Genomic DNA, 20,672 nt, shown 5'->3' with positions numbered 1-20,672 from the left:
GTCATGCGCAAACTGCTGTTGTTCATCTTACCACCGGTTGGGATCGCCCTGGGCGTCTTTGCCGGGACCGCTCTGACCGGAGGCGAGAAGGAGCCAAAGGTTGAAACTGAACAGGACGCTCCGAAAAAAAAGAAGAAATCGATTTCCAAAGACGGGGCCAAATCGGGCGGTCACGAGTTCCTAAGAATGAGCAAGCAATTTGTCGTGCCACTTCTGGATGGCGAACACCTGGCCGGTCTGGCAAATCTTGCGCTGAGCCTTGAGGTAGAGCCCGGCATCAGCGAGCCGTTTTATGAGCGTGAGCCCAAGCTACGAGATGCTTTCCTGCAGGTACTTTTTGACCATGCCAATACCGGCGGGTTTGACGGCGCGTTCACGATGTCGGGCAAGCTGGACCCGTTGCGACAGGCCCTGCTGGATGCCGCGCAACACGAGTTGGGTGATGACGCGGTACACTCGGTTCTGATCGTCGATATCGCCCGGCAGGACAATTACTGACCCGGTGCCCGCCGATCCCGCGGCGGGCAAAGCACCACCAACTGCTCCAACTGGGCGCGTTTCACCGCGTCCCGTTCCTGCTTCCGACGCAACTTTTGTGACTTGTTCACTGACTTGAGCGCCGCATGGCGGGCGAAGGCCTTGCGCATTTCCGCATCCAACCTTTGCCGCTGAGCGCGGATCTGGGCCAGTTCGGTATTCAGGACCGCCGCCATCTGTCCTGCCCAGCCTACCCAACGGGCATGGGCTCCGCTCTGGGCATAACCGGCATCGATCTGAAAGGCACGACGGCTATGGGCGGCCAGTTCGGCAAGGCGATGACCGATGGCCGCTTCGCGCTCAACCAGCAATCTGATCTTTTCATATTCCATGAGGTATCTTGCCTCACTGGCGCGGACCAATGTATCGAGTTTCCCGATCTTCAACTAATCCGCCCCCTGGCTTTCTTGCGCATGTCTTCCGCAAAGCGGATCGCGGCCGCGACAGCTGCGTAGTGATCGGCGTCGATCTCTTCTCCGATCTCGACGCTGGCATGCAGGCTCCGGGCGGTGGGCGGGTCGGAGTGGATGGGCACGCCAGAGGATATCGCGGTCTCGCGAATGACTGCCGCGATTTCGTCGACACCCCTCGCGACGCAAACCGGTGCGGACCCCGGCATGCGCGACCATTTTAGCGCCACAGCAAAATGGGTGGGGTTCACGATCACCACATCCGCCTCTGGCACCTCGCGGATCATCTGGTTCATCGCGATTTCCTGACCCCGCTGACGGCGGCTGTTTTTCATATACGGATCGCCATCGGATTCCTTCATCTCGTCGGTGAATTCCTTTCTGGTCATGCGGTTCTTGCGCAGATGCTCGGCACGCTGCCACAGAAAGTCGACGGACCCGATCGCCAATGCGATCACAAACACGATCGTCAGAAACCTTAGAACTGTTGTCATCATCAGGACTACGGCCGGGCGCGCTCCAGCCGCCCCCGAAGTAAGAATGGCGTTCAGATCTGCCTTCAGAAACAGTGCCAAGCACAGGCCATAGGTCACAAGCTTGACAAAGCTCTTTACAAATTCGAACAATCCACTGCGCCCATACTTATTCTTGGCATTCGAAATAGGTGATATTTTCGACATTTTCGGTTTTAGCTTGGTCGGAGCCACCACAAAGGCCTGCTGCGCCACAACCGACATCAACACGGCCGCGGCGGGTAGCAGAAACAGCGGTAGGATCGCGAGGGTCACTGTCCGCAGCAATCCGCCGATGGGGGCCTGGGCCGGGCCATCGAAGATCAACTCGGACAAATGATCAGATTGCCCGACCAGAACGCTCATCGCGGTTCCGGCCTGATCGATCATCGATGCACCGAACAGGAAGAGGGTCACTATGAAGCCACCGTAGACCACCGCGATGTTCAGGTCGACGGATCGGGCGATCTCGCCTTTCTCGCGCGCTTTTTGCAATTTGCGCAGCGTTGGCTCGAATGACTTGTCTTCACCATCCTCGGGGCTGCTCATGGCAGGGTCTCCAGCGGATTGGAAAGGGTTTGCAGCAAGGCGTCATGCCACAATGTCAGCAGCAGGGGCGCGCCTGCGAAAAGCAGGAAAAGCCCGCCGAAGGTAATGAAAGGCGCGCCGACAAAGGCCACCATCAGCTGCGGCATGGCTCGATTGATGGCCCCAAGGGCGAGGTTATAGACCAGCGATGCGATCACGAAGGGAGCGGCCAACGACAGGGCAAGCGAGAACATGCGCGCCACCTGGCCGGTGCCCCAGCTGGCTATGTCCTGCGCGGCGATGACGCTGCCGGTCGGCAAGAGCGCATAGGACTGGATCAGGTATTCCGCCACCAGGACATGCAAGCCAAGCACCACTGCCAGTGTGATCCCGGACAAGACCAGCACATGACCCATTGCGGGCATCGGCTCTGCCGCCATTCCGCCCAGGATCTGCGACAGTGATGTCGCCTGCGCCGCGATGGATCCGGCGGTTTGCAGCGCAAGAACCAGCAGCCGCAACGCAATGCCGAACACAAGGCCGGTTAGAATTTCGGCACCGCCGATGCTCAGAATTTGCGGGAAACTCAGGACGCCCGGACCAGGTGTGGCCGGTGCCACAATCAGTGTGAAAACCAGCGCGATCGTCAGTTTGATGCGCGCTGGCAGCGACCTTTCTCCGAAAGCGGGAAACAGTGATACAGCAGCCCCCACGCGCAGAAACACCATCAGCAGGTGGTGGGCATCTGCGCCCAGCCGGTCTGCGAGAAGGGTCGCGATTTCCATCAACCCGCAACCACGCCGACCAGTGACGGTCGCGCCTCGAGCCCGATTTCCTCGAAGGACAAAACCGGGTTCGCCAGCCCGCGCGCGCGCATTATTGTGTGCAGAAACCGCCTCCGCCGGGTCGAGGTCACCAGGGCCGGGAATACGCCCTGCCGCGAGCTTTGGTCGAACTGTTCCGAAACCCCCTCGCCGAGACGGCTGAACAGGTCGGGCGGCAGTGCGATGTCATGGCCCGACGGCACTCCCTCAAGTTGGTAGCTGGTAAAGGTGTCCTCCCATTCTGGGGCAAGCTGAACCAGCGGGATCGTCCCGTCTTCGCGTTTCATTTCGCCAACCAACTGGAATCCGAGCCGCTGGCGAACAACTTCGCAGATATTTTCCGGCTGCGTTGTCGATACCCGCGCCTCTGCGATCGTTTCCAGGATCAGCGGCATGTTCCTGATCGAAACCCGTTCTTCCAGCAGCAGGCGCAGGACCGAGTGCAGGCAATCGATCGGCACCTTGTCGGGGATCAGCTCGTCCAGCATCTTGCGGTTCGCCTCAGCACGGGTGGCATCGCTGAGTTGCGTCATCTCGGAGAGCAGGCGGCGCAGGGATTTCAGGGTGAGCAGCCGCGCGAAATTCTGCTTGATCACCTCCAACAGATGGGTGGCGAGAATTTCGGGTGGGGTGACAAGCGTGGCCCCGGCCACTGCTGCGGCATCCTGATCCTTGGGCGCAATCCAGCGGGCTGGAGCGCCATAGACCGGCTCGGCCACATCGGAGCCGCTGGGCAGCGCATCGGCCCCGTCGGGCACCAGCGCCAATACCAGATCGGGATGCAGCACACCCCGGACCTGTTCGACGCCCTGTACCTTGATGATATAAGTGCCCGCAGGCAGCTCTGCCTTGTCGGTCAGCCGGATGTCGGGCAGAATCAACCCGTAGACCGAGGCGACATGATTGCGCATATTGGCGATCCGCGCGTCCAGCCCGGTTCCCGGATCCAGCACCATTGCGACCAGATCGGGTGCGAATTCCAGGTGCACGTCATCGAGATCCAGAATATCCCCAAGCGACATGCGCGGCGTATCCTGCTGAACCTCTTCTTCGGTCGCGGCCTGTTCGGATGCCAACGCCGTCCGCAGGTGCATTGTACGGGCCGCAAGGCCCAGAACTGCGCCACCCAGAATGAACGGCAGAAACGGCAGGCCCGGAACCAGGGCGAACAGCACCATAAGCAATGCAACCGTTGCCAGGGCCGCGGGATGTCGACTCATCTGGGCAAAAAGCGCGGTATCGGCCGCGCCGTGGGTACCGCCGCGTGCCAGCAGGAGGGCAGATGCGATGGAGATGATCACAGCCGGAATCTGCGACACAAGCCCGTCCCCGACCGTCAGGATGGCATAGCTTTCAAACGCTGATCCGACGGGCATGTCATGCACGACAACGCCCATGATCAGGCCCATGACCAGATTGAGCAGCGTGATCAATAGACCCGCGACCGCATCACCCTTGACGAATTTCGACGCGCCATCCAGCGACCCGAAGAACGTGGTTTCCTGCTGTTCCCTCTCGCGCCGCTCTTTGGCTTCGGTATGATCGATGGCGCCGGCAGACATGTCACTGTCGATCGCCAACTGCTTTCCGGGCATGCCGTCCAGCGCGAACCGTGCGCCAACCTCTGCCATGCGCGCAGCACCTTTGGTGATCACCATGAAATTGACGATCAGCAGAACGCCAAACACAACAAGACCTAGAAAGATGCTGCCGCCCATCACGAAATGGGCAAACCCCTCGATCACGCCACCCGCCGCTGCGGTGCCGGTGTGCCCTTCACCGATGATCAGCTTGGTCGAGGATACGTTGAGCGACAGGCGCAGCATCAGTGAGGTCAGCAGGATGGTCGGGAAGGACGAGAAATCCAGCGGCCGTTCGATGAACAACGTGATCGTAAAGATCAGGATCGCGAGCGCAAAGGACGCGGCCAGACCGATGTCCAGGATCCAGGCAGGCATAGGCAGAATCATCATGACAATGACCGCCATGAGCGACAGTGCCAGCAAGACCGTCGGGCTGAATAGGGCGCTGCTGCTGATTTTTGGCATGACTGAGACCTCAGTTCAGCGCAAGAAAAGACGTGCCGGTCGCAACGCCCGTTGGCACAAGCGAACCGAGTTGTGTTGATGTGCCACTTGTCAGCGGCATTGCGGTCGTCCCTAGGCTGGTCGCTCGTCGTGCCGGGTCGATTTGCTGTTCCGCTCCCGGAGTGTTGGGCAGTCGGGCGGCCACATCCCTGAATTTCGCGGCATATTGTTGGGCCCGCCATTGCGTCCTTGAGTGATAGGCGCCGGCGGCGGCAGTCCAGTCGTGAAACTCCTTGTAAAGATCCAACAGGAACCGGGCCGCATGGTCAGCATTCATTTGCGGGTCAAACATTTCCTCAATCGAGCGGAACTTGTTGCCGTGCCAGCGGTAATTGATCTGGAAACAGCCAATGTCGAAATTGCGCGCGCCATCCATGAAATGCTTGAACACAAAGCTCTGGGCCTCATGCCGCGACTGGAACCAGTACCCTTTGCCGGCAATATTGATCGCCCAGGGCCAGGGGTTCAGAGCCCCGTTCTTGTGCCGTCCGGTTTCGACCCGGGTGATCGCGAGCATGACAGTTTCGGGCACGCCATACCTCTGCGCTGCGCCAATCGCCGCCCGGTCGCAGGCCGCCGCAGATTGCCCGGGGCGCAGGGCCATCACCGGGGTGGCAATCAACCCGAAAACAAATATCAGCAAAAGGCTGGTGGCCACTGGCTTTAAGGCATTGGACATTCTGTGGAACCGTATGAACATTCTGTTCTGCCACGCTATTGCGGCGGGATTGACAAATCGTAACCCGGTTCAAGCAATGTGATGTCAGGGGCGTTCGATAACTGCCAGAAGGCTTTCGATCCGGCTTCGAGTGTCGCGGGCGGTCTCGGCCGCTGATCGCGCGGCATCCAACGAAGGAGCATCCCCTGTTGCAGGCTCCAGCGGCAAGCCAGTCGCAAGTTGTCCCGCCTCCTGATACCTGGGGCTGGCCCCTTCGGGGATTGTGGCCCACTCTTCGCTGATCCAAAGAGATCGTGCAGCCGCCTCCTCCTCGCCCAAAGCCTGATAAAGCGTGGCGGCAGCGGCAAGCTCGTTACTTTTTGCAAGCGCCTCCGCCCGAAGGCGCCGGGCATCTTCCCCCTCGGCGTTTGACAGTTCAAGCAAGGCGCGGCGCGGCAACCCGATTTCCAGCGCGGACTGCGCCCGCAGAAGCTTTGCCGTCAACGGAACCCCTGCCGATTTAGGTAGATCCAGGTATTTCATGGCCTGTTCTGGGAAACCCAACCGCTGCAAACGACGAGCCAGCGCAATGCGCAACGGTGTCTCAAGCGTCGAGATTTGCTCTGCGGATTGATCGGTCGCATGGGCCAGAAACCCGATATCTCCTGCATTTTCTACCAGCAACATCAGAGACTTGCGCCGCAAATCCTTCGCCGCCGGGTCCGTTGCATGCCGTATCGCCGGATGCGCGAAAGCCTCGTCGAAATTGCCATTCAGAGCGAGCGCCAGAACATGCGTTTGTTGCAATTGCTTGCCTTTGGCGGACCTCCGATACTCCTGCGCGAAAGCTGCGGCAAGCGTCACATTTTCAGGGTCGATTCCAAGGCGAGTTTCCCAGGCCGTTTCGATCAGTTCCACCAGCGCTGCGGGGGCCTCGGGCGGATCCGAGCGGTCGCTGATTACCTCTTCAAGCTGTTCCATTTCCTGTTTGGCATTTCCCGATACCTCAGACAGTTTCGCCTTCACCATCCGAGCCGCGACCCCGCCATTATCCGGGCTGGGCATCGAGCGCCGCATCAGGATCTGCGCCATGTCGGTCATTCCAGCCTCGATCAAATATGTTGCCGCGCGGGGGCCGAGATGGCTACGCAAATGGGCAGGCAGCGCGAAGAAACCATTCAAGATGGCCTCGACATTCGCTCCCTCAGAGAGTTTTCTGTCAACCAACAAGGCCCAAAACGCCACCAACCCGTCGCAGGTTTGCTGTCCCGCCATAGCCATTGGAGCGATCGTTGATCGTTCGTCGATCAAGGCGGCGATGGCGAGCAATTCGGGGATCTGATTGGCGCTGCTGGGGTCCAGCCCGAGGGTTGCGGCCGCTTCCGCTCCGAAGCCGAGATAGAGCTGCGCCTTGGCAAGCAACCGCGCCGCATCGTGATCGAGACGGTCGAATTCACCGTAGATTCTCAGATGCATTTCGCCGAGATTTGCATGGGTTGAAGCGTCACCCCAGCTGTCGACATCCAACCGGTCATTGTTCATGCAGGTGGTTCGCCGAAGCTCTTCAGCGATGCCATCGAGGATACCGTCCAGATCACGGTCTATGACCGTGGTGGCCCGGATATTAGCCGCCCGCTCTTTCAGCGATCTTTGCAAATCTTGCAACCGATCCGGGCCGTTTTTGACTCGGTGGTTGGCGGTCGGCGCCAGAAGCCCCTGCGAGATCGCACGTTCCACCTGGGATTGGATCACGACACCCTCGATTGCGACAACAGGCGCGACAGAGGCTTTTGGGGGTGCGTCTGCCAATCTAAGCGGAGGTGGCAGATCAACGTTGGTATCCACCCTGTCCGGCGGTTCGAATACAACCGGCAGATCGACCTGCTGTTGAACTACTGGCCGCCCGACCCGGATATCGAGCACCAATAGAGTGCCGCCCACTTCAAATGCATTCACAACACATTCGCAGTTCAACCCAAAGATCAGCGGCTCACCCGGTGCGGCCTGGGCAATCTGTTTCAATCGATCTCGTCCGATTCGCGAATACACCTTGCTGACATCGAAGAGGAAAGAAGACCCATCCAACTGTAGCCGGGCCTCGTCGCCGATCTGCACAAGGTCCCATTCTGCACCCTTCGGCAGACCAACGGTCAGACGCGTGAAGCTGCCGTGGTTACCGGACCTCACCACCAGCGGTTCGCCCTGCGCGCCTCCAGCCAAGAAAACCGCAGCCAGACCACATGCGAAGGCCCGGATCATGCCGCCTCCTGCTTTATCGATTTGAGGGCTTCCTCAAGATCGGCGAAATCGGGGCGGTAATGCGCAGGCGTGTTCTGGCGACCAACTTCGATGCAGATGCTTGCTGCGTGGTTGTGCAGGTTTGCGACCAGAACCTCGCGGATCAGCTGGTAGAAATGGCTGTCTTCTTCGACCACCGCTTTGACCTTCGCGGCAAAGGGTCCGACTAGGCCATAGGCCAGGAAAACACCCAGAAACGTCCCGACAAGCGCACCACCGATCAGCTTTCCCAGAACCTCGGGCGGCTGATCGATCGAACCCATGGTTTTGATCACACCCAAAACGGCGGCAACGATGCCAAGGGCGGGCAGGCCATCAGCCATCGTCTGCAAGGCATGGCTTGAATGCAATGCGTGGTGCAGGTTGGCTTCCATCCGTTTTTCAAGAACCTCCTCGACCTGATGCGGATCGTCATAGTTCATCGAGGCCGAGCGGAGCGTGTCGCAGATAAGCGCGACAGCCTCGCTGTCGGCCTGAATCTTCGGGTATTTCGAGAACAACGCCGATGATTGCGGGTCTTCGATATGCTGCTCAAGATCGATCGGGCTCTGCTTTGCGATCCGGATCAGGGCAAATAGCAGACAGAGCAGTTCACGGTAATCCTCGGGCTTCCATTTGACGCCCTTGAACACTTTGGCAAGGTCCTTGAGCGTGTGTTTGATTCCCCATTTGTCATTGCTTATCAGAAAGGCGCCAGTCGCGGCGCCGCCGATCATCATCATCTCGAACGGGAGCGATTTGAGAATGATGGTCATCTTGCCGCCCGCGGCAAGGTACCCGCCAAAAACCATCGCAAAGATGATGACGATTCCAAGAATACCAATCATGCGAAACCTCCGATCTTGTACATCTTGCGTGTCATTTTTTGGGGACGGATGTGTTACGGCTGGCAAGGACGACACTGATCGTATAGGCCGCCGTCGGGCTGAGCCCAGACATCACTTTTGCCGCAGTTTCGGGCGTCATCCGGGCCAAGAAGCCAGCCGCAAAGGCGGGATCCATCTCTTCGAAGAGGGCGGCGGTCTCCTTTGGTTTCATGTTCTGGTAGACCTCGGTCAGTATGCCTAGATCGCCTTCGGCGGCGCCATCTGCCAGCGCCAGCGTCTGGCGCAATGCCGCTTCGGCGGCGGTCAGTTCGACAAGCCTTGCCTCGATAGCGCGCTCTGCGATTTCCAGCGCTTTCAACCGGTCCTCCAGCAGCATTTCACGCCGCTCGATTCGGACCTCGCGCTCGTCAAATGCGGCGAGCACCGGCTTTAGGTGCGCCTGCGCGGCGAGTTCAGGAGCTGTATTGGACCCAGAGGTCTCACCTTCCATCTCTTCCGCAATGTTCTCGCGCGCGATAGCCGGGCCCGCATGCAGACCCATTCGTATCGCTGCAGAACCCAAAAGGAACAGCATGAGCAAAAGCAACGTCCCGACTCGGGTGCGGCGCGTGTCCACCCCTGCATCAACGAGCACCGTCATTGCGCGGCCTCATCAACACCCTGCGCATTGCGCTGAAACATTAGCCCCGGAGCGGGCGCTTGTTTGCCATTCGGTGACGGCGACGGAACGTGCGGTGGCTTTGGTGTGTCCTCGGCTGGCGCAACGTCTTGGAACGATGCGATCAAAAGCTCCAGCCGATGCGCGACCGATTCGGATTTGCGGGTCAACTCCTGCAGCTTTGCACCGGTGGCCCCGGCAGCGGCGCGGGCCGCATCCACGGTCTTGGTCAGATCCTCGACCTGAGCAGACAGGACCGCGACCGCACCCCCAACCCCCTTTTCGAGATCGCTGAACCGCTTCAGCCGTCGCGACAGAATGAAACAATAAAACCCTGCGCCAAATGCACCGGTGGCCAGTAGAATATCGGCAAATACCTGCAACTGTCCCTCCTAATTCAAGATGAATTCCATAACGAGCAGGTCCCGGACCCGCCCTTCGCCGCTGACGATCGACAGGCGGCGCAGCAGTTGCGCGCGCAGTCGGGGCAAGGCCAGCGGGTCCTGCAGTTCGGCGAGCGAAAGCGCCCTGAGGTAGCTGTTCATCACGTTGACGATGCGCGGAATGATCGCTTCGACGTCGGTCTGGTACTTGGTTTCGACCTCGACCTGCGCGTGAAACCGCAAATGCCGGGTGCCGCGCTTGCTTTCGAGCGAAATGAGAACCGGCGGCAGGTCGACAAAGACGACCTTCACGTCCGCATAACTCTTTGACACGTGGCCTGCTGCTTCAACATGGGCCTGTTCGGTTTTTTTCCCACCGAGCAACGGAACCTTTCCGGAGCTGGCCAGAAAAAAACCGGTGCCCGCGCCAACAACGGCCAACAGGACGGCCATCACGAGTCCCATCTTTCCGGGCTTCGTTGGTTCTTCCGTGTCTTCCGCGGTGACGTCGGTCATAGGTCAGTTCCCGAATTGTTCGCAACAATCCATACCCGCTCAGGGACTAACCGAATGTTAAGCGCCGCCCGTAATAACGGAGGGCGAGCCAGACAGGATGTCGGCAAACGGAGGATAAGGTGCAGCAGATCGGAAGCGTCTGGGCGGGTCTCAACAAACGAAAGCAAATATTGGCGATCGCGGCCATTGTCGCGATGGCCGTCACCATTTTCGGGCTGGTCCGAATCAGCATAACGCCGTCGATGGCGCTGCTTTATGCCGACCTTGAAACCGGCGCGGCAGGTGAGGTTGTGCGCGCCCTTGAACAAGAGGGCGTGCCTTATGAGGTCAAGGCCGGCGCTATCTATGTGGCGTCTGACCGGCGCGACCAGCTGCGCCTGACACTGGCCAGCGAGGGACTGCCTGCCAATGGCGGGCGTGGGTATGAACTGCTTGATTCGCTGAACGGGTTCGGCACGACGTCGCGCATGTTCGACGCCGCGTATTGGCGCGCCAAAGAGGGTGAACTGGCCCGCACCCTTGTCGCTGGGCCGCATGTCGCGCAGGCCCGTGTGCATATCGCCAACAATATGGGTGAGCCGTTCCGGCGCGATGCCAAGACGACGGCATCGGTGTTCATCACCTCGGCGAACGCCAAGGTCCAACTCGGCCAGGCGGATGCAATTCGCTACCTTGTTGCCTCGGCGGTCAACGGTCTGAACGTGGACGACGTCGCAGTGATCGACGCGGCGGGCGGGCTGATCGGAGAGGTCGAGACTGCCTCGCAATCCGACGCCTCCGATGCCCGCGCCGACCGGTTGCGCGAACGCGTGTTGCGGCTGATCGAAGCGCGCGTCGGACGTGGCAACGCGGTGGTCGAGGTCAGCGTCGACACAGTGACCAAACAGGAATCGGTGCGCGAACGGCGCTTCGATCCAAGCGGGCGCGTCGCCATCAGCACCGACCTCGAAGAGCGCTCGGACTCGGCTTCTAATCAATCAAATGACGTCACCGTTGCCTCGAACCTGCCTGATGGGGATGCCGGTGGCGAGGATTCGTCCAAGTCGCTGGCTAATTCCACGCGCGAGCGGGTGAATTACGAAGTTTCCGAAACCGAAACCGAAATCCTTCGCTTGCCCGGCGCGATCAAGCGGCTCAGCGTGGCAGTTCTCGTCAATGAGACTGTGACCACCGGCGCGGACGGGGCGCTCACCAGCGCGCCGCGGCCTGAGAATGAACTTGAGGCCATGCGTGAGCTTGTGGCCTCGGCGGTGGGTTTCGACACCGAACGTGGTGACGTCATAACGATCAAGTCGATGCAACTACCCGTCCCTGCCCCTGAGGGAACCGAAGCGGTCGCGCCGTCCTTCCTGCAAGGCCTAGGGCTGCGGACGATGCCATTGATCCAGATGGCGTTCCTAACCCTGGTGCTGTTGGGGCTTGGCGCCTTTGTCATCCGTCCCATCCTGACCAGCAGTGCCGCATCGTCGCTACCGCAATTGGCGCTGAGCCCCGAGCCGGGTGCATCTGACACCGCCGATCTGCCCGCACTGTCCGGAGAGGTCCATGCCGCAGACGCGCCACCGGGAACAGCCCAGGCAGCGCTTGAACCGGCACAGGGTCAGGCGGTTTCGGCCTTGCCCACTCAGGCCGACAAGCCGGTTGATCGTTTGCGCGAGCTGGTGGGCGACCGTCAGGATGAATCGGTCGAGATCCTGCGTAGCTGGCTGGAGGAAAGCCGGGGGAACGCCTGATGTCCATCGCCCATCTGCTTGAGGATTTCGACCAGAACCCTTCCCCTGAAGGGGCGGTGCAATTGCTGACCCCGCAACAGCTTGAGGATCTCAGCCGTGCGGCTTTCGAACAGGGTTATGCCGCCGGCCTTAATGAGGCGGATGCCGCGCAAACCGCCGAACAGAGCCGCATTTCCGCCGATCTGGTCCAATCGCTGCAGGATCTAGGCTTCACCTATCAGGAGGCGCTGCAGCAAATGGTAGCGTCGCTGGAACCGATGTTCCAAAGCCTGATGGACACTGTCCTGCCCGATACCGTCGAGCGAAGTTTCGTCCCCCGCATCGTCGCGCAATTGACCGAGATGGCGCGCGATCAGGCCGGGCAGCCCGCGATCATAGCCGTTCCCACCGGCGTGGCCGAGTCACTTACGTCCGTTCTGGAGGCCGAGTTCTCGTTTCCGGTCAAGATGATCGAAGACGCGTCGCTGCTGCCCGGGCAAGCCAGCCTGCGCATTGGCGGGGACGAGCGCGAGTTGGACTGCACCGCCCTACTGGACGCCATTTCCGAAGCGACAGAAGCCTTCCTGCATCATGCAAAGACGGAGACGAAACATGGATGAAACCCACGCCACCAAGCCCGATTTCTCTGGGCCATTCACCTCGGTCCCGGTCGAGATCACCGTGTCGGTCGGGCGCGCCCGCCCGCTGGTGCGGGATCTGATCGGACTGGGCGAGAACGCCATTCTGACGCTCGACAAACGGGTTGAAGACCCGGTCGAGCTGTTTGTCGGCGACCAGTTGGTCGCGCGCGGCCATCTCGAAGAGCTGGAGGGCGATCAGGACGGGCGGCTGGCTGTCAGGGTGATAGAGATCGTCACCGTCCCGGACGGCAAGAAATGACAACACGCAAGCTCGTCCTGCTGGCCGTAATGTTCGGAACCCTGCTGGCAGGTCAGGCGGCGGCGCAGGAAATCTCGGTCTCATTGGGCGAGGGTGGGTCGGTTTCGGGGCGTACGATCCAACTGATCCTGCTAATCACGGTGCTCAGCATCGCGCCGGGGCTAGCGATCATGATCACCTGCTTTCCGTTTCTGGTCACCGTGCTGGCCATCCTGCGGCAGGGCATCGGGCTGCAGCAATCGCCACCGAATATGCTGATCGTCAGCCTGGCCCTGTTCCTGACCTATTTCGTGATGGAGCCGGTGTTCACCGACGCATGGCAAAACGGCATCCAACCGTTGATCGACGAAAAGTTGGAGGTCGAGCCTGCCCTGCAGCGCGCGATCGACCCGTTCCGGGGTTTTATGGCGGCACGGATTGATCCCGAGACCTTTCAGACACTCGCGGCGCTCAGGCCTGAGGTCGAGGCCGACGCCCCGACGCCGGATGCCGCCCTGTCGGTGCTGATCCCCTCTTTCATGCTGTCTGAAATCGCGCGGGCTTTTCAGATCGGGTTTCTGGTCTTCATGCCGTTTCTGATCATCGATCTGGTGGTTGCAGCGGTGCTGATGTCGATGGGGATGATGATGGTGCCGCCGGCCTCGGTCGCGCTGCCGTTCAAGCTGGCCTTCTTCGTCGTCGCCGATGGCTGGTCGCTGATTGCGGCCGCGTTGGTCCGCAGCTATGCGCCATAGTTTAATTTGGGCGGCTATCAGGACGCGGGACGCAATGTGCCGCGTTCAACCACGTGGCAGTCGAACAACCGGGCCTCGGGCGGCGGCGTTCCTCCTTCGGCCAGTGTCGCAACAAGATCGATCGACGCGGCGATGATCTCGGGGAAGGGGTTGTGGATCGTGGTCAGGTTGATGTTGGCCCAGGCGGCCATTTCCATATCGTTCAGACCCAGCAACCCGATATCCTGAGGCACCCGCAACCCCGCGCCCTGCAATGCTGCCAGCGCACCGATAGACAGAACGTCATCACCACAGAAATAGGCTTGGGCCAATTCTCCCGTCAGAAGGTCCCGCATGCCATCGAGTCCCGCATCAAAGGAGTAATTCTCGGCGAAGCTCGAGGTGACGGACACGCCTGGGTGTGCCTCGATCTCTTGCAGGAACCCCTTTTCGCGGTCGATGGTCGAGGTTGCATCCGCAGGCCCGCCAAGAAACCCGAGCTCGGTATATCCCCGGTCGATCAGGGTTCGCGCGGCAAGCCGTCCGGCGGCGATATTGTCGATCCCCAGAATGTCCACAGAAGGTAATCTGGTATGGCGGCCAAAGGAATGCACCACCGGCAGACCGGCCTCGCGAAAGGCGGTGGCAAAACCTGGCGGCAGGGTCGACGAAGCGACGATCACGCCATCGACTGAATACTGGCGCAGCATGCGCACGGATGCCTCAGGGTCAGTTTCATCAGTCAGATTGACGAGAAGCGGCCGCAACCCCCGGTCCTGAAGACCGCGCGTGAACAGGTCAAAAACTTCAAGAAAGATCGGGTTGTGGAAGTTGTTCGAAACCAGGCCGATCATTTTGGTCCGGCCCGTGGTCAGGGATGAAGCCAGTGCATTCGGGCTAAACCCCAGATCCGACGCCGCCTTCATAACCTTGTTGCGGGTCTTGGCCGAAACCGATGCACCCTCGGTAAAAGTGCGCGACACCGCCGAGCGTGACACGCCAGCCAGTTCCGCGACATCTTTGAGTGTAACGGCCATACCCCCTAGTCTTCCGGTTTGTCGCCATAGTTAATGGAGGCAAATCGCCAGGCGCATATAGCCGCGAACCCGAGAAAGACCGCGGCCCAGAAGATTGCGCCTGCGCTCAGCTCAACCAGGCCCCATCCCGCCGCCACTGCAACCACCGTGATGCGGATCCAGAGCGGTTCAAAGAACGGGTCCTGCAGGTCGATGAGCTTTTTCATGCCACTCCTTCATATTCCGCGCCGGTCTTGGCGCCGGTGATGTAGCTGACCACGTCTTCGCCGGTAAAGCTCTCGTTCTTGATGTCGAGATTGGCGCAGATACGGCCCCGGCGGAACACGATGATGCGGTCCACCAGATCGAAGACCTGCCGCATGTTGTGACTGACCAGGATCAACGGCTCACCCGCCTTCTTGAGGGTGCGGACGATGTTTTCAACCTGAGCCGTTTCCTGAACACCAAGCGCTGCGGTCGGCTCGTCCATGATGGTCAGCTTGGAATGAAAACTGGCCGTGCGCGCGATCGCCACACATTGCCGCTGACCGCCCGACATATTCTGGATGGTGTTGCGGATGTTGGGGATTTTGACGCCGGTCTTTTCCAGCGCTGCCATCGTATCTGCGCGCATCGCCTTGTAATCCAGCCGCCGGAATGGGCCCAGCCAGTTCCACATGGTCTTTTCGCGACCCAGGAAAAGGTTGTCTGGCACGTCTAGGTGGTCAGCCAGGGCCAGCGTCTGGAACACGGTTTCGATGCCGGCCTCGCGGGCCTCAAGCGGGCCTTTGAAATCAACCTCGTGACCGTCGAAGACGACCGTGCCGCGTGTGCGCTGTTCGACCCCGGTGATCTGGCGGACAAAAGTTGATTTGCCCGCGCCGTTATCGCCCATGATCGCCACATGTTCCCCCTTCTTGAGGATGAAATTGGCGTCTTCCAAAGCGTGCACACCGCCGTAATGCTTGGTCAGGCCGCGCGTTTCAAGGATGATGTCACCCATGTCGTGGAGCTTTATTTCACTCATCAGTTCCTCCTCCTATGCCTTGGCCGTGGCGCTTTTCTGGCGCCACTGATCAAGAACCACGGCGCTAATGATGATCGCTCCCATGGCCATCAGCTGATAGAACGCGTCGAGCTTGATATAGGTAAACCCGGACTGGATCACGCCGAACACCATGGCACCCAGAACAGTGCCGATGATTGATCCGCGCCCGCCCGTCAGGCTGACCCCGCCGATCACTGCCATGGCAATCGCGAACAGTTCGTAAAACTGCCCCATGCCAGTCTGTGCGGTCAGGTTCTTGGAGCTGAGGATGATCGCGGCAAAGGCGGCCAGCATGCTTGCGATCATGTAAACCATGACCTTGTGCCGACGCACATTGATGCCGGACATCCGCGCCGCAGCTTCGTTCGAGCCAATGGCATAGGTGTGTTTGCCATAGACGGTGAATTTCAGCACGAAGTGGAACAGGAATGCCAGCAGCAGAAACCACACCACCGGCATCATGCCTGACCCCAGCCAGGCATAGCTTTCGGTGGGGAAAGACACGGGCTGACCACGGGTCCACCACTGAGCGATACCGCGGCAGATCAAGAACATGCCCAGCGTGGCTATAAATGGCGGAATGCCGGTGAACGCAATGAGTGAGCCGTTTATGGCCCCAATGAACGCACCGAAACATAACCCCACGATCACGGGTATGAGCACAGGTAGATCAAAAGCCCAAGCTCCGAACACCGCCTTGGGGTTCAGCTGGCCGTTGACCAGTTCGGTCTGGGCGAATGACATCACGATCATCGCTGTCGCACCCACAAGCGGGCCTGATGACAGGTCAATCCCACCCGAGATGATCACCTGCGTGACCCCCAGCGCGATGATCCCGATGATCGCCACCTGCAGGATGATGATCTTGATCCGGGCGATGTTCAGGATGGTCCCGTCGCGGTTGGTGTTGAAGTCGAACAGCATGCTTTGACCGCGCATATACGGAAGTAGCTGACCAAGCGCCTCGAAGATGAGGATGATAATGATCAGGGCGAAAAAAATATTCACCTCGCCCGGCCAGGACCGTTTGGACTTGTCATATTTAAGTCCGCCTACGCCGTGGGATTCTTCAGCCATCTGGTGTCCCCGATTGATTTAGTGATGCCGCGATTGGGTCGTTTCAAGACAGAGCGGCGCGCAGCCGCTCTGTAGGGTCTGTGGTTGTCGGATCAGTTCCGCGCCAGGAAGTCGGCAACGTTGTCAGGCGTCACCAGCTTGAACGGAATGTAGACCTTCTGATCCAGGTCTTCACCGCGGGCCAGTGCCAGTGCGGCATCAACAGAGCCTGCACCCTGACCATGGGCGTCCTGGAATACGGTCACGTCCAAATCACCGGCCTGCATTGCAACCAGCGCGTCCTGGGTGGCGTCCACACCGCCGACCTGCACGGCCGCCATGTCGATACCCGAGGCTTTCATCGCCTGGATCGCACCGATTGCCATTTCGTCATTATTGGCGATGACAAAGTCGAAATCCTCACCCGAGGACAGCCAGTTGGTCATGAGATCCTGCGCCTTGTCACGCGACCATTCGGCGGTCTGCTCGTCGATGATCTCCATGAAGCTGCACATGTCCATGCCGACCACGTCATGCACGTCCTTGGTCCGCTGAACGGCGGCCTGGTTGGACAGCTGACCCATCAGCACATAGCCCTTGGCACCACCCGCTTTGCCAGCCCCACGCAGGTTGCGGCAGATCTGGAAAGATTCCAGCGTACCGGATTCAATCTCGTTCGATGCCACGAAAGCCTGGTTTTCAGGCAATGTGTCGACATTTGCGGGTTCGCGGTTGACATAGACCAGCGGCACACCGGCGGATTCGGCTGCTTGGGTCATCGCCTGTGTCGCTGATGTATCGACAGCGTTTACGATGATCGCGTCAACGCCCGAAGCGATGAAGTTGTTGATCTGGTCCAGCTGCTTGGCCACGTCGTCGGTGGCATCCTCGACCTGCAGTTCCACACCATCCAGCGACGCCGCGTGTTCGGTCATGCCGTTGCGCATGACGGTCAGGAAGTTGTCGTCGAACCGCGCGATGCTGGCCCCGATGGTCTCGGCCATCGCGGATGTGCTCATCAATGCGGCGAGGCCGGTGGCTAATAGTACTTTTTTCATGATTTTCTCCCTGGGATCGTGCCCGGCGCACAATTCGTTGATACCGGGACCTCAATTCGAGGCGATGTGACCACCACTCCCATCAAGCCGCCCTCCGGGCCAGATGTGATGTGATGAACTCCTTTGAACGGGCCAGCGCATCGGCGGGCCGGGTCATTTGGTGAATTTCCGGGGCAAACGCCTCGAAAGAGACCGCGCCGTCATAGCCTGCCACGTGCAGCGCTTGCAGCTGCCCGAGATTGTCCAAACGGTCACCCGCATCCACGAGGACACGATGCGCGTCGGTCATCTGATCCGCTGTCGGAGCCGGGTCCGTAACGCCCGAGACATGCACCAGCGCAGTCACATCGGCATGGACAGTATCCTCGCCCGCCAAATGATGGTGGAACGTGTCATGCACGAGTCCGAAGCAGGCGGGCTGGTTCATGTCGTCCAGAACTGACACGACATCCTCCTTGAAGCGCAGCGTGCTGTTGATAAATCCCAGCGGTTCGATCAACCCGGTCAGGCCGTGATCTTGAAGCGGCGGCAGCAGCACCTCAAGCGCCGCACGCAGGCTGTGGCGCTGTTCGGCGCGCGCGGTTTGCGTCTCTGCCATAAAGGGGATCAGGGCGATGCCGTCGGCACCACAGGCCACGGCGATCTGCATCAGAGCAAGGGCGTCTGTCAGTTTGGCCGCCGTATCCAAGTTGAACGCCTTGACCTCGGCCAGCGCAAAGATGCGCAGGTTGGCCGCGCGGGCAGCGGCGCCGATATCCTCGGGTGTTTCGCCCTGAAACAACGGTCCATCCAGATCGTTGCGAAACTCGACACCGGTGCAGCCCAGACCTGCAGCCATGGTCAGCAGGTCCCGCGCATTCAGGCGCGGCGCTGTCATATGGTTCAGGCCAAATTGCATCATCGCTGACCGACTCCTCCCTCCGGCGCCATTTACTGTAGCGCCAATATTCAATTTTGCAACCGGTTGCATAAATTTCCCGAAACGCAAAAAAACGGCACCAACCGTGTGGGTAAATGCGGGAATTTTCAGGTGACTTGTGGGATTATGCCTGCTTTACCGACTTAACGAGCGCAATCGGATGAACGCAGCCTGCTCAGCTCTGAGCCAGCCACCACCGCTCCGCGATGCGCAAATCCCCCAGCGTAGCGCTCGGGCTGATCGTGGCGGGAGCGGTGATCTGAGGTGTGAAGGCGATCTGCATGTCATCAACAGAAGGATGGCAACGATAGTCGCCACGTGCCCTGATCGCATCGGCCCGGGGCAGTACGGTGATGCCGACAAACCCGTCGCACAGCGCTTCGGCGCGCACGGCGGGATCGGGGATCACGATGATCTCGACGGCATCGGCCCAACCCGCATGGCCCTGCCGGTGGTGGCCTGCGACGCGGGTGGCGCGGAAATGCCGGTCCTCGCGCGCCGATGTGACACGATAGCAGCCCGTCCCGATCGCACCGGCCAGCGATGGGTCCGAATGCCCCTCGGGCGCGATCAGGTAGCTGTCCCCGGCCAGAATCAAGGGCAGGTCCGGCACGGCCTGAGTCATCTCCAGCTGCAGCCGGGTCTCAGTGACCGGCTGCGCCGTGGCCAGATGCGGCAGATGTGCGAGTGCGGCGATCACGTCAGTGACCCGCAGCGGGGCACCGTCGTGAAACCATACTCCGGGTTTCAGATCGAAGGTCCAGATGCGGGCCTCGGCGTCGCTTTCCCATGTGGTCGCCAGCTCTGCGCGCAAGGCACCGTCCGGGCCTACCTCTGTCAGGGTTTCGAACACCGCGCGTCGCGCGATCACGCCCAGCGCATCGCCGTCACGCGGAACCGCAATGCGCAGGGCGCCGCCGGTGCGGGGCCCGGCCTGTGCCGACAATCCGGTCGCGGCCAGCAGGGCCGCAGCGGCACCAGAGGCAAAGAGGGCACGGCGATCCAGGCGCGTCATTCGTCTTGCTCCGCGATTCGGTCCATGATGCGGACCAGTTCAGCGCTGATCCCAGGCTCTGACAGGGCATGGCCCGCGTTACGCACCATCTTGAGCTGGCAATTTGGCCACCGCTCGCTGAGTTTCCAGGCCGAGACCGGCGGGCAGATCATGTCATAGCGACCCTGCACGATATGGCCGGGAATATGTGCGATACGGTCCATGTTGGCCAGAATTTGACCATCCTGTTCAAGGAACCCCTCATTCATGAAATAGTGGTTTTCCAGACGCGCAAAGGCGCGGGCATAATCCCCGGGGCTTTCCCCGGTCGAGCCGTTCGAATGGATTGAGGCCAGCGCGTTTTCCCAGGCCGACCAGGCGCGGCCAAAGCGCGTCTCTTCCTGCAGATTGCCGGAAAACAGACGGCGGTGATAGGCGCCGATCATGTCGTGGCGTTCGCCCTCGGGGATGAGTGCTGAGAACCGTGCCCAAGGCTCGGGCCAAAACTTACCCGCGCCGCCGGCATAGAACCAGTCCAATTCGGCCCGCGTCATCAGGAACACGCCGCGCAGGATAAGATGCGTGACCCGGTCTGGATGCGTCTGCGCATAGATCAGCGCCAGCGTCGCGCCCCAGCTGCCCCCAAAAACGGCCCAACTGTCGATCTCAAGCTGACGGCGAATCACCTCGATATCTGCCACCAGATGCGGGGTGGTATTATCCTGCACCGATGCATGCGGGCGCGAACGGCCACAGCCGCGCTGGTCGAACAGAATCACCCGGTATACAGCCGGATCGAAGTAGCGCCGCATTGCCGGGCTGCACCCGCCGCCCGGTCCGCCATGCAGAACCACCACTGGTTTACCATCAGGATTTCCGCATTGTTCCACATAGATGCGGTGACCCTGGCCCACATCTATCATGCGCTGATCGAAGGGATCGATCGGCGGATAAAGATACTGAACTGCGCGCTTTTGGTCGGGATACTTGTCCATTACCGCCCTATATAGTGCTCAAG

At 60.2% G+C, this 20,672-nt stretch carries 23 protein-coding genes; 5 read left to right on the top strand and 18 right to left on the bottom strand.

Annotated features, from left to right (window positions below):
- Window positions 1-3 precede the first annotated feature (3 nt).
- Window positions 4-498: a flagellar basal body-associated FliL family protein gene (locus AB1E33_RS19940; protein WP_372579013.1), complete on the top strand. Its 495-nt coding sequence runs from the start codon at window positions 4-6 to the stop codon at window positions 496-498.
- Here AB1E33_RS19940 and AB1E33_RS19935 read toward each other — a convergent pair.
- From AB1E33_RS19935 to AB1E33_RS19890, 10 genes are all read right to left on the bottom strand, one after another.
- Complete coding sequence (locus tag AB1E33_RS19935) at window positions 492-869, bottom strand: hypothetical protein (protein ID WP_372579012.1); 378 nt, start codon at window positions 867-869, stop codon at window positions 492-494. The genes AB1E33_RS19940 and AB1E33_RS19935 overlap by 7 nt on opposite strands.
- Window positions 870-919: 50 nt before the next feature.
- Window positions 920-2,008 (bottom strand): flagellar type III secretion system protein FlhB, encoded by a 1,089-nt coding sequence (flhB, locus tag AB1E33_RS19930; RefSeq protein ID WP_372579011.1) that lies wholly within the window; start codon window positions 2,006-2,008, stop codon window positions 920-922.
- Window positions 2,005-2,772: a flagellar biosynthetic protein FliR gene (locus tag AB1E33_RS19925; protein ID WP_372579010.1), complete on the bottom strand. Its 768-nt coding sequence runs from the start codon at window positions 2,770-2,772 to the stop codon at window positions 2,005-2,007. The genes flhB and AB1E33_RS19925 overlap by 4 nt, the downstream gene beginning before the upstream one ends.
- Window positions 2,772-4,859, bottom strand: a complete 2,088-nt coding sequence (gene flhA, locus AB1E33_RS19920; RefSeq protein WP_372579009.1) for a flagellar biosynthesis protein FlhA — start codon at window positions 4,857-4,859, stop codon at window positions 2,772-2,774. Before flhA ends, AB1E33_RS19925 begins: the two co-directional genes overlap by 1 nt.
- 10 nt (window positions 4,860-4,869) lie before the next feature.
- Window positions 4,870-5,577, bottom strand: coding sequence for a transglycosylase SLT domain-containing protein (locus AB1E33_RS19915; RefSeq protein ID WP_372579008.1), 708 nt, complete (start codon window positions 5,575-5,577; stop codon window positions 4,870-4,872).
- A gap of 84 nt (window positions 5,578-5,661) precedes the next feature.
- Window positions 5,662-7,815, bottom strand: coding sequence for a hypothetical protein (locus AB1E33_RS19910; protein WP_372579007.1), 2,154 nt, complete (start codon window positions 7,813-7,815; stop codon window positions 5,662-5,664).
- On the bottom strand, window positions 7,812-8,681 hold the full coding sequence (gene motA / locus AB1E33_RS19905; protein WP_372579006.1) for a flagellar motor stator protein MotA: 870 nt from the start codon (window positions 8,679-8,681) through the stop codon (window positions 7,812-7,814). The genes AB1E33_RS19910 and motA overlap by 4 nt, the downstream gene beginning before the upstream one ends.
- A 31-nt stretch (window positions 8,682-8,712) precedes the next feature.
- Window positions 8,713-9,321, bottom strand: a complete 609-nt coding sequence (locus AB1E33_RS19900) for a MotE family protein (protein ID WP_372579005.1) — start codon at window positions 9,319-9,321, stop codon at window positions 8,713-8,715.
- Window positions 9,318-9,722 (bottom strand): hypothetical protein, encoded by a 405-nt coding sequence (locus AB1E33_RS19895; RefSeq protein WP_372579004.1) that lies wholly within the window; start codon window positions 9,720-9,722, stop codon window positions 9,318-9,320. Before AB1E33_RS19895 ends, AB1E33_RS19900 begins: the two co-directional genes overlap by 4 nt.
- A gap of 9 nt (window positions 9,723-9,731) precedes the next feature.
- Complete coding sequence (locus AB1E33_RS19890) at window positions 9,732-10,238, bottom strand: flagellar basal body-associated FliL family protein (protein WP_372579003.1); 507 nt, start codon at window positions 10,236-10,238, stop codon at window positions 9,732-9,734.
- 119 nt (window positions 10,239-10,357) lie between these two features.
- Between AB1E33_RS19890 and fliF the strand changes: the two genes are divergently transcribed.
- The 4 genes from fliF to fliP are packed head-to-tail and all read left to right on the top strand — an operon-like array spanning window position 10,358 to window position 13,584.
- Window positions 10,358-11,971, top strand: a complete 1,614-nt coding sequence (gene fliF, locus AB1E33_RS19885; protein ID WP_372579002.1) for a flagellar basal-body MS-ring/collar protein FliF — start codon at window positions 10,358-10,360, stop codon at window positions 11,969-11,971.
- A complete protein-coding gene (locus AB1E33_RS19880; RefSeq protein ID WP_372579001.1) occupies window positions 11,971-12,570 on the top strand; it encodes a FliH/SctL family protein in 600 nt (199 codons plus the stop codon). The genes fliF and AB1E33_RS19880 overlap by 1 nt, the downstream gene beginning before the upstream one ends.
- Window positions 12,563-12,850 carry a FliM/FliN family flagellar motor switch protein gene (locus AB1E33_RS19875; RefSeq protein ID WP_372579000.1) on the top strand — a complete coding sequence of 96 codons (288 nt, stop codon included), beginning with the start codon at window positions 12,563-12,565 and terminating at the stop codon, window positions 12,848-12,850. Before AB1E33_RS19880 ends, AB1E33_RS19875 begins: the two co-directional genes overlap by 8 nt.
- Window positions 12,847-13,584 carry a flagellar type III secretion system pore protein FliP gene (gene fliP, locus AB1E33_RS19870; RefSeq protein ID WP_372578999.1) on the top strand — a complete coding sequence of 246 codons (738 nt, stop codon included), beginning with the start codon at window positions 12,847-12,849 and terminating at the stop codon, window positions 13,582-13,584. The genes AB1E33_RS19875 and fliP overlap by 4 nt, the downstream gene beginning before the upstream one ends.
- A gap of 17 nt (window positions 13,585-13,601) precedes the next feature.
- Here fliP and AB1E33_RS19865 read toward each other — a convergent pair whose 3' ends face one another.
- The 8 genes from AB1E33_RS19865 to pip all read right to left on the bottom strand — a co-directional run bounded on the left by AB1E33_RS19865 (window position 13,602) and on the right by pip (window position 20,649).
- A complete protein-coding gene (locus tag AB1E33_RS19865) occupies window positions 13,602-14,600 on the bottom strand; it encodes a LacI family DNA-binding transcriptional regulator (RefSeq protein ID WP_372578998.1) in 999 nt (332 codons plus the stop codon).
- A 5-nt stretch (window positions 14,601-14,605) separates the two neighbouring features.
- Window positions 14,606-14,806: a hypothetical protein gene (locus AB1E33_RS19860; RefSeq protein ID WP_372578997.1), complete on the bottom strand. Its 201-nt coding sequence runs from the start codon at window positions 14,804-14,806 to the stop codon at window positions 14,606-14,608.
- Window positions 14,803-15,582 (bottom strand): ATP-binding cassette domain-containing protein, encoded by a 780-nt coding sequence (locus AB1E33_RS19855; protein ID WP_372579056.1) that lies wholly within the window; start codon window positions 15,580-15,582, stop codon window positions 14,803-14,805. Before AB1E33_RS19855 ends, AB1E33_RS19860 begins: the two co-directional genes overlap by 4 nt.
- 36 nt (window positions 15,583-15,618) lie before the next feature.
- Window positions 15,619-16,704, bottom strand: coding sequence for an ABC transporter permease (locus AB1E33_RS19850; protein ID WP_372578996.1), 1,086 nt, complete (start codon window positions 16,702-16,704; stop codon window positions 15,619-15,621).
- A 92-nt stretch (window positions 16,705-16,796) separates the two neighbouring features.
- Complete coding sequence (locus AB1E33_RS19845; protein WP_372578995.1) at window positions 16,797-17,741, bottom strand: sugar ABC transporter substrate-binding protein; 945 nt, start codon at window positions 17,739-17,741, stop codon at window positions 16,797-16,799.
- Window positions 17,742-17,823: 82 nt separating this feature from the next.
- Entirely contained in the window at window positions 17,824-18,642 is an 819-nt protein-coding gene (locus AB1E33_RS19840; protein ID WP_372578994.1) for a TIM barrel protein, read from the bottom strand.
- Window positions 18,643-18,835: 193 nt separating this feature from the next.
- The gene (locus AB1E33_RS19835) at window positions 18,836-19,675 is read right to left on the bottom strand and encodes an ABC transporter substrate-binding protein (RefSeq protein ID WP_372578993.1); all 840 of its coding nucleotides are present in this window, start codon (window positions 19,673-19,675) and stop codon (window positions 18,836-18,838) included.
- Window positions 19,672-20,649: a prolyl aminopeptidase gene (gene pip, locus AB1E33_RS19830; protein WP_372578992.1), complete on the bottom strand. Its 978-nt coding sequence runs from the start codon at window positions 20,647-20,649 to the stop codon at window positions 19,672-19,674. Before pip ends, AB1E33_RS19835 begins: the two co-directional genes overlap by 4 nt.
- Between the last annotated feature and the right edge of the window lie 23 nt (window positions 20,650-20,672).

It is taken from the genome of Ruegeria hyattellae (assembly GCF_041537925.1).
Taxonomy (GTDB): domain Bacteria; phylum Pseudomonadota; class Alphaproteobacteria; order Rhodobacterales; family Rhodobacteraceae; genus Ruegeria_C.
This window is presented reverse-complemented; position numbering and strand designations above follow the sequence as displayed.